The organism is Arthrobacter sp. 2762 (assembly GCF_040548745.1).
Classification (GTDB): domain Bacteria; phylum Actinomycetota; class Actinomycetes; order Actinomycetales; family Micrococcaceae; genus Arthrobacter.
The window spans coordinates 337,897-350,656 of record NZ_JBEPSI010000001.1 but is presented as its reverse complement, the minus strand read 5'-3'; the positions used below and the strand labels follow the sequence as shown (position 1 = coordinate 350,656).

Annotated in this window: 11 protein-coding genes; 7 read left to right on the top strand and 4 right to left on the bottom strand. The window is 61.9% G+C overall.

The window, feature by feature from the left end:
* Positions 1–24: 24 nt before the first annotated feature.
* From ABIE18_RS01710 to ABIE18_RS01700, 3 genes are all read left to right on the top strand, one after another.
* Positions 25–1,203 (top strand): GGDEF domain-containing protein, encoded by a 1,179-nt coding sequence (locus tag ABIE18_RS01710; RefSeq protein ID WP_499720890.1) that lies wholly within the window; start codon positions 25–27, stop codon positions 1,201–1,203.
* Positions 1,200–1,703 (top strand): hypothetical protein, encoded by a 504-nt coding sequence (locus tag ABIE18_RS01705; RefSeq protein ID WP_499720889.1) that lies wholly within the window; start codon positions 1,200–1,202, stop codon positions 1,701–1,703. The genes ABIE18_RS01710 and ABIE18_RS01705 overlap by 4 nt, the downstream gene beginning before the upstream one ends.
* A gap of 65 nt (positions 1,704–1,768) precedes the next feature.
* Positions 1,769–3,184, top strand: a complete 1,416-nt coding sequence (locus tag ABIE18_RS01700) for a putative bifunctional diguanylate cyclase/phosphodiesterase (protein ID WP_499721367.1) — start codon at positions 1,769–1,771, stop codon at positions 3,182–3,184.
* A gap of 83 nt (positions 3,185–3,267) precedes the next feature.
* Here the strand turns inward: ABIE18_RS01700 and purL are convergent, their stop codons facing one another.
* The 3 genes from purL to purS are packed head-to-tail and all read right to left on the bottom strand — an operon-like array spanning position 3,268 to position 6,600.
* A complete protein-coding gene (purL, locus tag ABIE18_RS01695; RefSeq protein WP_499720888.1) occupies positions 3,268–5,577 on the bottom strand; it encodes a phosphoribosylformylglycinamidine synthase subunit PurL in 2,310 nt (769 codons plus the stop codon).
* Entirely contained in the window at positions 5,574–6,347 is a 774-nt protein-coding gene (gene purQ, locus ABIE18_RS01690; RefSeq protein ID WP_499720887.1) for a phosphoribosylformylglycinamidine synthase subunit PurQ, read from the bottom strand. The genes purL and purQ overlap by 4 nt, the downstream gene beginning before the upstream one ends.
* Position 6,348: 1 nt before the next feature.
* Positions 6,349–6,600: a phosphoribosylformylglycinamidine synthase subunit PurS gene (gene purS / locus ABIE18_RS01685; protein ID WP_011773385.1), complete on the bottom strand. Its 252-nt coding sequence runs from the start codon at positions 6,598–6,600 to the stop codon at positions 6,349–6,351.
* 255 nt (positions 6,601–6,855) lie between these two features.
* Between purS and ABIE18_RS01680 the strand changes: the two genes are divergently transcribed.
* Together ABIE18_RS01680 and ABIE18_RS01675 are read left to right on the top strand one after the other, a co-directional pair.
* Positions 6,856–7,050, top strand: a complete 195-nt coding sequence (locus ABIE18_RS01680; protein WP_431118106.1) for a hypothetical protein — start codon at positions 6,856–6,858, stop codon at positions 7,048–7,050.
* 114 nt (positions 7,051–7,164) lie between these two features.
* On the top strand, positions 7,165–7,455 hold the full coding sequence (locus tag ABIE18_RS01675; protein ID WP_089593595.1) for a DUF1540 domain-containing protein: 291 nt from the start codon (positions 7,165–7,167) through the stop codon (positions 7,453–7,455).
* An 85-nt stretch (positions 7,456–7,540) separates the two neighbouring features.
* On the opposite strand, the gene ABIE18_RS01670 is transcribed toward ABIE18_RS01675, so the two are convergent.
* A complete protein-coding gene (locus ABIE18_RS01670; RefSeq protein WP_499720886.1) occupies positions 7,541–8,479 on the bottom strand; it encodes a phosphoglycerate dehydrogenase in 939 nt (312 codons plus the stop codon).
* A 91-nt stretch (positions 8,480–8,570) separates the two neighbouring features.
* Here ABIE18_RS01670 and ABIE18_RS01665 point away from each other — a divergent pair, with 91 nt between their 5' ends.
* A complete protein-coding gene (locus tag ABIE18_RS01665; RefSeq protein ID WP_499720885.1) occupies positions 8,571–9,359 on the top strand; it encodes a hypothetical protein in 789 nt (262 codons plus the stop codon).
* Between the two features lie 186 nt (positions 9,360–9,545).
* Positions 9,546–12,713, top strand: coding sequence for a S8 family serine peptidase (locus ABIE18_RS01660; protein WP_499720884.1), 3,168 nt, complete (start codon positions 9,546–9,548; stop codon positions 12,711–12,713).
* The last annotated feature ends 47 nt before the right edge of the window (positions 12,714–12,760 follow it).

Here is a 12,760-nt window from a genome sequence, read left to right as displayed (position 1 = left end):
GGGACCAAGCGGCAGGAGCGAACAATGGTGCTCGACTCGTTTTCGGTAAGGATAGCCCTCGGAGTGGTCACGTTGACGCTCTTCGCGCTGTTCGTCGCCTCGTACCGCCGCACCCGGTCACCATACGCGGGCTGGTGGAGCCTGGCTTTGCTGCAGTTCATGCTGGGAAACACGGCATTCCTCCTGAACGGAACATCGGCCCAGCACTGGGCCAACCCTTTCGGCAACGTCCTGGTGGTGGCCGGAGCGTTCAGCGTCTGGGCGGGTGCCCGTACGCTGCGGGACCTTAAAGCGGCACCATGGCAACTCGCCGTCGCTCCCGTCATCACCGCGGTGGCCTCCGTGCTGGAAAGTCCCGGCTCCAACGTGTGGTCCGGCGGCTTCGTGTACTTGGCAATGATGACCCTTGGCATCACACTGGCGGCCCGTGACTTGTGGTTCATCAAGGCGACCCACTCGCAAGTGCACAAAGCACTCTCCCTGGCTGCCGGACTTCTCGCGATCTACTATCTGGGCCGTTGGGTGGTCTACGCACTGGACGGCCCCGAGAGTGCAGCATTCCGTACGTATTTTGGGCCTGCGCCCTCTGGCCTGGTGTCCTTGGTGCTGCTGGTGACGGTGTCCTTCAGCATGACCACGTTGAGCAGCGACCAACTGATCAAAGGCCTCAGAGAGCGGGCCTCGAAGGACCACCTGACAGGTCTCCTCAACCGGGGAGCCTTCCTGGATTTGGCATCCAGCGAACTCAAACGACTTCATGCCAATGAGTCCGGTGCTGCAGTTGTCCTGGCTGACCTGGACCACTTCAAGCTGGTCAACGACGCCCATGGACACCGCGCCGGGGACGTCGCTTTGAAGGCTTTCGCCGAAGCCTGCACGTCCTCGGTCAGGTCTACGGATCTGATCGGCAGGTACGGTGGGGAAGAATTTGTTCTCTTCCTGCCCGGAGCCACGCAGGAGCGGGCCCAAAGCATCGCGACCGAGATCAGCCGCCGCATGGCTTCCACCGAGGTTCCGGAGGGCGTGTCCTTCCCCACCATCAGTTACGGAGTCACGGCAAGCACCCCCGCTGCCCCAGACCTCACCTCCATGATCGAGGTGGCAGACGCAGCCCTGTACAGCGCCAAAGCACAGGGAAGAAACCGGATTGTAGGAGCCGACCGCCTCCAGGCGGCCACTATCGCTGACGAGGCACGATCATGACAATCAATGAACTCACCACCCGCATCCAGATCCAGCACAACCAGGAACTGAGTGCCTTCCGGCAAGACATCACCAGTGCTCCGTACCAGGCTGGAACACCAGCAGCCTTGAACGTGGCCCGGCGGTCTGTGCGGATGCAACCCGTCCAGTCCGTAGGCGATGACAGTGCGAACCTGACCATTGTGGCCGATGTCCAGGGTCTTGCATGGTTCACCGCCGATAAGGGACTCCTGGGCAGTTGCATTACGGTCTCCATCGCCGGCCATCGGCGAAACACCGGAACCCGTGTATCCCTTCCCTTGGCTGAATGCGATGCGTGGATTGAAGCCATCCTGGGCGGGTCCTGGATTACCCACGTGTACCGGTCCGGGACTCCGATTGAAGGAGACGGCAGGCTCGATGTCGCCTCGTACCGGCTCTTCCTCGACGAACGCCGCAATCCCGTCGCCAAACCGAAAGCCGTAGCCGACGATACCCTGCGTCGCATGGAAGCGTCGTGAACGCAACCCAGCCCAGCGGAATCCAACCCAGCCGAATCCAGCCCAGCGGAATCCAACCCAGCCGAATCCAGCCCAGCCGCTCCTTTCCGGCCGATATTGACGCTCGGACCGGGAAACTGGAGCGGCATATCAGGGCGTTGATGGAGGAGCTTCATCACGCACGCCACGAGCAGCGGCGGGAAGTCTTCACCGATGCCCTCACGGGGCTTGGCAACCGCGTGGCTTTGATGGATGCCTTCATTGAAGCGCAGGAGGCTGCTGCCGGGGGCGCAACCCCAGCCGCGCTCCTCCTCGTCACCCTGGATGGCTTCAAGGGACTCAAGAAGTCCGCTGGCTATGCTTCCGCAGACCAGATTCTGGTCACGGTGGGGATGCGGATCCGCTCGGCGGTGAGGGAGAACGACGTCGTCACCCGCCTGGGCGGCGACGAATTCGCCGTGCTGTTGCCTGCCACGCCGCAAAACCGGGCGGCCGCCGTCGGAAACCGTATCCTTGCGGCGCTGGAACCCAACATCGACCTCGGGAACAGCAGTGTCCGCTGTGGTGCCAGCATGGGGCTTCGGATTGCCGAGCCGCACCACAGCGTCGAGGACCTTCTCCAGGAGGCAGATATGGCGATGGAGGAGTCCAAGAGTGAGGGCCGGAACAAGCTCAAGTTGTTCGATCCCTCCACGCTTCATGCCCGGCAACTCCAGCGCCAGATTGTGGGGGAGCTCCGGGAAGCCATCCGCTCGGATCAGCTGGTCCTCTTCTACCAGCCGATCGTTGAGCTGGCCACCGGCCGGATTGAGGGCAGCGAGGCCTTGGTCCGCTGGAACCACCCTGTGCGTGGTCTCATCATGCCGGACCATTTTATCCCCGTTGCAGAGGCCACCGGCTTGATCGCGGAGTTGGGCCGCTGGGTGCTCCGCGTGGCCGTGGAGCAACTGCGTCAGTGGCGGGACAACCCCGTCACGGCACAACACAATTTCACGATGCGAATCAATGTCTCTGCTGCAGATCTGCAAAGCCTGGAGTTCGTTGACGACGTGCGGGACGCGTTGGGCAAGACGGGCCTGCCTCCGGAATCACTGGTTTTGGAGCTTACGGAGAGCGCCATCATCCAGAACAACGAACTGGACCGTTACACCTTGGCGAGCCTGCACCGCTTGGGCGTTGGACTGGAGATCGACGACTTCGGCACAGGATACTCGTCCATGGGCTACCTGCGAAAACTTCCGGTGGACCGCGTGAAAGTGGACCGGCAGTTCGTCCAGGAACTGAGCAAGGACAGTGCGCAGCTGGGTTTCCTCGCCGCGATCCAACAGGTAATCCGCTCCTGCGGGCTGGAAGGCATCTGGGAGGGAATCGAAACAGCGGAACAGGCCGAAGCGCTGCGAAGCATCGGGTGCACAAGTGGACAGGGGTATTACTTCGGCCGCCCTCTGCCGGGACCGGAATTCACGGACCAGCTCTCCCGGCAACAGACCTGGCCCGCTTAAACGCCCAACGCGAGGTCACTTACGGCCCATCCCGAGGGGATTTATGGGCCGCAAGTGACCCCGCGTTGCTTTAGCGGGGAGGCTTAGCCGAAGTACTTCGGCAAGGTGGCCTCGTGTGCTTCGCGGAGAGCGTCCAGGGACAGCTCGTCCACGCCGTTGATCTCCAGCTTCTCGCTGGCAGCATCAACTACGCCGATCCGGAGGTGGGCGAAGCCGCGGGCGGTGCACATGTCCTTAAAGCGGACTTCCTCGGAGCGCGGCACGGAGACGATTGCGCGGGCCTGGGACTCGGAGAACAGCGCGGTGAACAGGTCAACGCCGTCGCGCTCCAGGAGTTCCTCAAGGGCAATGCGGGCGCCGACGCCGTAGCGCAGTGACGACTCAACCAGTGCGGCTGCAAGTCCGCCTTCGGAGAGGTCGTGTGCTGCGTCGACCATGCCGTCACGGGAAGCGTTGATCAGGATCTCGCCCAAAGCACGCTCGGCAGCGAGGTCGACCTTCGGCGGCAGGCCACCGAGGTGTCCACGCAGGTTGGACCATTCCGAACCGTCCAGTTCTGCTGCGGTGGTGCCCAGCAGGTAGATGGCCTGGCCATCCTCGCGCCAACCCGACGGCGTGCGGCGGGCGACGTCGTCGAGCTTGCCGAGAACTGCTACCACAGGGGAGGGGTGGATCGGCGTGGTGCCGGTCTGGTTGTACAGGGAGACGTTGCCGCCGGTGACGGGAATGCCAAGCTCCATGCAGGCATCCGAGAGGCCGCGGATGGCTTCGGCCAGCTGCCACATGACGTCCGGGTCCTCCGGGGAACCGAAGTTCAGGCAGTCGCTGACGGCCATCGGAACAGCACCAGAGGTGGCCACATTGCGGTAGGCCTCGGCCAACGCGAGCTGGGCGCCCTGGTACGGCTCAAGGTAGGTGTAGCGGCCGTTGGCGTCCGTGGCCAAGGCAACGCCCAACCCGGTTTCCTCGTCAACGCGGACCACACCGGCATCATCCGGGAAGGCCATGGCAGTGTTGCCGCCAACGTAGCGGTCGTACTGGTTGGTGATCCAGTCTTTGCTGCACATGTTCGGCGAAGCGACCAGTTCAGTAACGGCTGCAGCCAGTTCCGACGGAGCGGAAGGACGGTCGGCATCCTCAACGGAACCGGTGAAGGAGTTCGCCTGGACCGAGTCCTGCCATTCCGGGCGTGCGAACGGGCGGTCGTAGACCGGGCCGTCGTGCGCAACGGTGCGGGGATCGACGTCGACGATTACTTCGCCTTCCCAGGTGATGATGAGGCGACCGGTATCGGTGACCTCACCCAACCAGGAGTACTCCACGGCCCACTTGTCCATCACAGCTTCGAAAGCTTCGATGTTCTCCGGGGTGACCACGGCCATCATGCGTTCCTGAGACTCGGACATGAGGATCTCGCCCGGGGTCAGCGTGGGGTCGCGCAACAGGACGGAGGTCAGTTCGACCTCCATGCCGCCGTCGCCGTTGGAGGCGAGCTCGGATGTGGCACAGGAAATACCAGCAGCGCCGAGGTCCTGGATGCCTTCAACCAGCGAGCCCTTGAAAAGCTCGAGGCAGCACTCAATGAGGACCTTCTCAGCGAAGGGGTCGCCTACCTGGACGGCGGGGCGCTTAGAGGGCTTGGTGTCGTCGAAGGACTCCGAGGCCAGCACCGAAGCGCCGCCGATGCCGTCGCCACCCGTCCGCGCACCAAACAGGACAACCTTGTTGCCCTTGCCGGAGGCGTTGGCCAGGCGGATGTCCTCGTGGCGCATGACGCCTACGGCGAGTGCGTTTACCAGCGGGTTGCCTTGGTAGACGGAGTCGAAGACCATTTCGCCGCCGATGTTCGGCAGGCCGAGGCAGTTGCCATAGCCACCGATTCCGGCAACGGCACCGTGCATGACGCGGGCGGTGTCCGGGTGGTCGATCGCGCCGAAGCGCAGCGGGTCCATCACGGCAACCGGGCGTGCGCCCATGGAGATGATGTCGCGGACGATGCCGCCGATGCCGGTAGCGGCGCCCTGGTAAGGCTCAACGAACGACGGCGAGTTGTGGGACTCGATCTTGAACGTCACGGCCCAGCCGTCGCCTAGGTTGGTGACGCCGGCGTTCTCGCCGATGCCCACCAGCATGTCCTTCTTCATTTCCTCGGTGACCTTCTCGCCGAACTGGCGGAGGTGGTTCTTGGAGGACTTGTAGGAGCAGTGCTCGCTCCACATGACGGAGTACATGGCCAGTTCGGCGCCGGTGGGGCGGCGGCCCAGGACCTTGACGATCTCGTCGAATTCGTTCTGCTTCAGGCCGAGCTCGGCCCACGGGAGTTCCGTGTCCGGGGTCTTGGCAGCGTGTTCAACAGTATCGATGTTGAACTTCTTGGTGGTTTCCGTGGTCACTTGTCGCCTCCCACAATCTTGTTCAAAACGGAGGTGAAGAAGCCCAGGCCGTCGGTGTCGGAGCCGCCGATTCCATCAAGGGACTCAGGTCCGAAACCGACCTCAACCGCGTGCTCGGGGTGGGGCATGAGGCCCACTACGTTGCCTGCAGCATTCGAGATGCCTGCGATGTCGCGGCGGGAGCCGTTCGGGTTGAAGCCTACGTAGCGGAACACCACGCGGCCCTCAGCCTCAAGGGCGTCCAAGGTCTTCTCGTCAGCGATGTACTGGCCGTCCTGGTTCTTCAGCGGCACAGTGATTTCCTGGCCGTTCCGGTAGTCCAGGGTCCAGGCAGTGTTGGCGTTCTCCACGCGCAGCACCTGGTCCCGGCAGATGAACTTCAGGTGGTCGTTCTTGATCATGGAACCGGGCAGCAGGTGCGATTCCGTGAGGATCTGGAAGCCGTTGCAAATACCCAAAACCGGGAGCTTTGCGTCCGAGTTGGCGGCGTCGATGATCTTGGTCATCAGCGGCGCGAAACGTGAAATGGCGCCGGCACGCAGGTAGTCACCGTAGGAGAAACCACCGGGGATGATGACTGCGTCAACATCTCCGAGTTCGGTATCTGCATGCCACAGCGGAACCGCCGTGGCGCCTGCAAGCCGCACTGCACGGGCGGCGTCGCGGTCGTCAAGGGTGCCGGGGAAGGTCACGACGCCGATCTTGGCGCCGGCCAAGCGGGGCTCAGCGGCGACGGCCACGGCCTCGCCAATCAGGGGGATCGATGTCATATCAGGCCTCGACGACCTCGACGTTGACAACATCCTCGATCACCGGGTTGGACAGGAGGGTCTCTGCGGCCTCACGGGCCTGGGCCAAGATAGCGTCGGTCACCTCGCCGTCAACTGTCAGTTCGAAACGCTTGCCCTGACGGACTGCGCTGAAGCTGTTGAAGCCGAGGCGGGGCAGTGCACCCACGATGGCTTTCCCCTGGGGGTCCAGAATCTCGGGCTTGGGCATGACGTCAACGACGATCCGGGGCATCCGGTAACTCCTGTGCGTGAGTTGGGTGAACCTTAAATAAGGCTGCCGCGGAGTTGCCGTCTCACGCCGGTCAACTGGGTTTCTACAGCGTGGGGGCGCTCCGCGAGCTTGCACACCTATCTTACCGGGACCGGCGCGCATACCCTATTCAGCCGGATTCCGCGAGGACCCCCCGCCGATCCCCACCAAATTCCGGGCAATGAAAGCCCGACGGCGGCACTCGCCGGGCGTGGCGCCCGTCACTAGGATTGTGGCATGGCGGAGAAACCGAGGTCGATGGTGCTGGGCGTCGTAGCCGCAGCTGTTTTTGCGGGTCTGGGACGAATGGTCATCCAGAAAATCAAGGCTGACAGGGCGGCGAGGGAACACCACGTGACAGCCCCGTTGGATAAGGAAACGCGCGCGAAGATCAGCGATGCTCTCCGCACACCCGGCAAACAGCGGCATTAGCGCACGTGCAAATGCGCTATTCCTTCGGGTTAAATCCGGCCAAGGCGGCGTAGTTTAGGGACTACACGCGGGGTTCAGGCCCTTCGTTAAATCCGGATCCAACCAGGAGGAACAATGACCGAACACATTGCCGAAGTATCCGCCTGTAGCGTTGGCAGCTGCGGCTTCAACCATGATGGATGTACTGCTTTTGGAATCACCATTGGTGGATCCCAGGACCACGCTTCCTGCGCCACGTTCATCGACACCAACGCAATGGGAGGCCTTCCCAAGGTCCTTGCCCACGTAGGTGCTTGCCAGCGGTCCGAATGCGTTCACAACAACAACCTCATGTGCGAGGCCCACGACGTCAAGGTTGGCCCTGGCCGCGAGGCTGCAGACTGCCTGACCTACGAGCACGCCTGACTTTATCTTTCACGAAAGTGGGGTCCGTCCTCCCGGACGGGCCCACTTTTTCGTCATTTTGCGGCTCGCGCAGTGCCTCTTCGTGCTAGCCGGAAACCTGGTTGGTCAAGGCCCGGCCTTCCCGGAGTGCTGACAGGTTGGCAAGGACCAGCTTGGCTGACCCCTTGGGGCGGTTGCCCGCAACGTGCGGGGTGATGATGACATTTGGCGCCGACCAGAGTTTGGAGTCTGCGGGCAGGGGTTCTTCCTTGGTGACATCCAACGCTGCGGCGCGCAGGCGACCCTCGTGCAAGGCGGCAACCAGGGCGTCTTCATCAACGGTTGCCCCGCGGCCAACGTTGACGAAAATTGCGGTCGCCGGAAGTGTACGCAAGAGTTCAGCGCTCAACGCGTCAGTGGTCTCGGGGGTGGCAGGCAGTATCGAGATCAGCACATCCGTGGTTCGCAGTATTTGGGGAAGTTCCTCCGCCTCAGCGACGGGGAAGCCATAGCGCTCCCCGCGTGAGCTGGCCACGCCGGTGACGTTTGCCCCCAGCGCGGTGAGCATGGGAGCGAGTCGTCCCGCGATGGAACCGAACCCCCAAATGGTGACGTTCGCGCCGTCGAGCGTGTAAAGCTGTTCCGTTTCCGCGCTGGCTTGCGCTGCATTGTAGGCGTGGTCCCACCTCGCGGACTTTTGGGCTTCGAGCAGAAGGTCCAGCCGCCGCACGGCGGCGAGCGTGAGAGCCAAGGCGTGCTCAGCCACTGGACCGTCGTGAAGTGAGCGACCCGAGGCGATAGACACGTTGGCCGCAAAGCCCGCTGCCAGCACGGAATCCGGTCCGGCTGCCAGGGTCTGCACGAGTTTGAGCTGACTCATCCTTCGGGCGGCGTCGGCCAGATTCTCCGACGTGTTCTGCCAGACCACCAGGACCTCCGCGTCAAGGTGCTCGTCCGGAACGGGCTCATCCGCCTGGTAAACGAACACGTCCTCGCCCGAGTCGACGAGGTCCAGGTTGATGGTGTGGGGGACGAGGATTTTCACTGCAACTCCATCGTTGAAAAGGTATGCCGGTATGTACCTATACCCTCGGATAAAAGACAGTCACGTTCCATCTGTTACGTGGGGGCAAAAAATGAATAAGGCAAGTGCGCTTTTCGTGGTTGCGGCCACGCTGTTGGTTACCAGCTTGTCCTCATGTGCCCCGGAACCAACCAAACCTCTTGCTTCAGAATCAAGTCAGCAAGTGGAACAGTCGGCACCTCCGAATTCGAACGATGCCTATGCCAACATCCCGATAGACCAAATACAGCAGGCTGGTACCGACGTTGAGTTTCTTTGGGAAGCAAATGATCCATTCTATGGATTCAATAAGTACCCTCTCGTTGCCCGCGTGCACATCGACTCAATCGATGGAGGACGATCGTTCAGCCCGATTTCCAATCAATATGTCTTACCGCAGACCTTCGGGAAGATGTCGGTCCGCGAGGCCTGCAAGGGGGACATTGAAGCTGGTACCCAGCTGAATTATTCGCGTGTTGGCGGGATCGTAAGCTACGACGACTACTGGAACACTCTTAATCCCGCTCAGCAGCAGAAGATTCTGAATCTGAATGGGGGTCAGAAGCCTAACGACGCTATGTACATCCAGGCAAAGATCACCGACGACGTCGACGTCGAGGTTGGCAAGGACTACATTGTCTTCCTCCAACCGCAAGCGGCCAAAGACGGAAACCTCCACGAATACTCCATCGCTGGGTACCAGTACGGACTGAGGGAGGCGAAGGGCGATGGCGCCGAAACGACCGTTCTCAACAATGAGACCCAAGCGTGGGAGAGTCTTGGAAGCTTGGTAACACTTCCCTGGGGCAGGACTGGCAGCGGACCGCGGGGGTGTCATGCGGGTCGTCGTCATGTGACGTGAATTTGGCGCGGAGACAAGACAAATTTCCTGAAGTGTGCTGTATGTCATATTTTGCTCTCAGTCTGTACTCTGTGACTCGACTGGTTGCGCATTTTTGACAAGAACTGTCACGAACGCAGCCATTCGCATGTTGACAGGCCTTGGCGATGGAGCCCGGGCCTCACTCAGTGAAAGGTGCTATCACTCGTGAAATCACAAGGAAAGAGCTTCGTCAGAAGCGGGGGGCTTCGAAAGGCAGCGGCTCTCGCCGTGGGCTTGCCGTTGCTGCTCTCTTCCGTGGCGTTGCCGGCCCAGGCGGCTCCCTCGCCGGAGGCTGTGGCTGGACATCTGGCAGGCGTGGCCAAGAAGAACCTTGACCCCAGCGCCTACAAGGACGGCCGATACATGGTTGTCCTGACAGAAAAGCCTGCGGCTACATACGACGGCGGTACGCCGGGTCTTGCGCCCACCAAGCCGGAAGAGGGCAAGAAGCTCGAATCCGGCAGCGTGGAGGTGAAGGAATACCAGGAACACCTGCAACAGGCGCAGCAGGAAGTCGCGCAGCAGGAAAACGTCACCATTGAACGTGACTTCACCACTGCCGTTAACGGCTTCAGTGCCAACCTGACGGCAGAGCAGGCCATCAACCTGGCCAAGGACCCCAAGGTCCTGATGGTCGCACCGGACACACAGTACGCACCTGACTACTCCACCACTGATTTCCTGAAACTTAGCGGCCCCAACGGCACCTGGGCAACGCAATACGGAGGCCAGGAGAACGCCGGCAAGGGCACCGTTGTTGGTGTCATCGACACCGGATACACACCCTCCAATCCCTTTTTCGCAGGCGAGCCCGTCGGCCCGCTGGTCGGAGACCCGCAGGTAGGCGTCCCTTACCGGACCGCTGACGGCAAGATCGCCATGCTGAAGGCAGACGGCGACACCTTCGTTGGCGAATGCCAGCCCGGGACGGACACAGGCGCCAGCTATGACGGCAGTGCCTGCAACTCCAAGGTTCTCAGCACCCATTACTTCGCGGATGGCTTCCTGGGAAGTGTCCCCCCGGAAAACCGTGCCCCCGAGGAAGTCATCTCGCCCGTAGACGTGGACAGCCACGGCACCCACACCGCAAGCACTGCCGCGGGCAACGGCAACGTCGACGCCGTAGTGGACGGCCGCAGCTTCGGCATCACCAGCGGCATCGCTCCTGCCGCCAAGCTCTCCATCTACAAGGTCTGCTGGGAAGACACAGATCCCACGACGGGCGGCTGCTACGGCTCCGCTTCGGTGGATGCCATTGAACAGGCCATCCTGGACGGCGTGGATGTGCTGAACTACTCCATCTCCGGTTCCACCACATCCACCACCGATCCCGTATCACTGGCTTTCCTTTCCGCTGCATCGGCGGGGATCTTCGTGGCAACCTCCGCCGGAAACTCCGGACCAACCGCCAGCACCGTGAACCACGGAGCACCCTGGTTGACCACTGTGGCTGCCACCTCCTTCTCGCAGGAACTGCAGGGCACCATCGAATTCTCCGATGGCAGCAAATTCCGCGGAGCGAGCATCATGAACCACGAGGTGAGCGGGGCCGGCGTCGTGCTTTCCACCAACGCGGCAAGCGGTGAAGGCAACGCAGCGCTGTGTGCTCCCGGTTCGCTGGATCCGGCCAAGGTTTCCGGCAAGGTTGTTGTCTGTGACCGTGGCGTGGTTGACCGCACCGCGAAGAGCGCGGAGGTCCTTCGAGCCGGTGGGGTCGGAATGATTCTGGTGAACCTGACGGAATCGTCGCTGGACACGGACAAGCATGCTGTTCCCACCGTTCATGTGAACCCTCCTGCCACGCAGGCCATCAAGGACAAGGTGACGGCCAACCCGGCGATCACCGTATCCCTGCTGGACCACGACACCACGGGCCTGCCCGCCGAGCCGCAGCCGCAGATCGCCGGATTCTCATCCCGCGGCCCCTTGCTGGCAACGGATTCGGACCTCCTGAAGCCTGACGTATCAGCACCCGGCGTCGCTATCCTGGCTGGTGTTTCGCCCATCGGAACCGGTGGAGACAACTTTGGCTTCCTGTCCGGAACGTCCATGGCTTCCCCGCACGTGGCCGGTTTCGGCGCCCTGATCCTGTCCAAAAACCCACAGTGGTCACCGGCAACCGTGAAATCGGCCATGATGACCACGGCCGGTCTAGTGAAACTGGCCAACGGGGCCCTCAACAAGGATGTCTTCGCCACCGGCGCAGGACAGGTGGATCCCGCAAAGGTCCTCAGCCCCGGTTTGGTTTACGACGCCACCACCGAGGACTACCTCAAATTCGTCCAGGGCACGGGCATGGACCTCGGTATTGAGGGACTGGGCACCACGCAGCCGCGGGACATGAACGTCCCCTCGTTTGCGCTCGGCAACCTGGCGGGCAAGATCGAGGTCACGCGGACCGTTACCGCGCTGACGCCGGGCCTCTACCGCGCCTCCGTCAACGTTCCCGGTGTCAACGTCAAGGTCACCCCGTCCGTGCTGAACTTTGGTGCTGCGGGTGAAAAGAAGACGTTCAAGGTGCAGTTCGAGAACAACAATGCAGCCTTGGGTAAGTTCGCCATGGGTTCACTTAGCTGGCAGGGCGCAAACAAGACCGTCACCTCGCCCATTGCCGTCCGTCCGCAGTCTGTCATCGCGGATAAGGCCATGGCGTTCACGGGAACTGGCCCCAACGGCTCAGCGGCCATCAACATCGTCTCGGGTACCAACGCACCTGTGAAAGTCACGGTTGATGGTCTGTCCAAGGCTGATTCCTCAGCAGTTGAACTGGTTCCGGGCCCCTTTGCCGGCGAGACCAACGCCTCGAACTTCGTCAAGAAGGTGACGGTGGGGGAGAACAGCGCTTTGGCTAAGTTCTCGGTCATATCCTCCGACGAAGCGGCCGACTTCGACATGCTGGTCCTGACTCCAGCGGGGCAGCAGCTCCCGTCCGCAACGGCGTCGGCCAGCGAATCCGTGACGGTGCCCAACCCGGCGCCGGGCGACTACTACGTTTTCGCCAACCTCTATGCAAGCCCCAACAACCAGCCCACCAAGGCAACAGTTGATGCCGCGGTCCTGGGGGCCAACGAGGGCAACGCCACGGTGACGCCCAACCCGATCCGCCTCGCCAACGGCAAGGCGGGCACCATCTCGCTGAATTGGACCAACCTGACGCCAGGCTCCTACATTGGACGCCTGACGTTCGAGGGCACCAGCGAACCAAGCTTCGTCACGGTAGTGGTGAGTCCTGGCGGTGCCGCGGTTGTTCCGGATGACGAAAACCCGACGAAGGAAAAGAAGAGCAACAAGATCCGCGGAGACGAGCCAACGCAAAGCAATAACGCAAGCTAGCTCATTCGTGGAATGTGTGGACAGCTGTCGCTCTCTTAAGGGCGTCA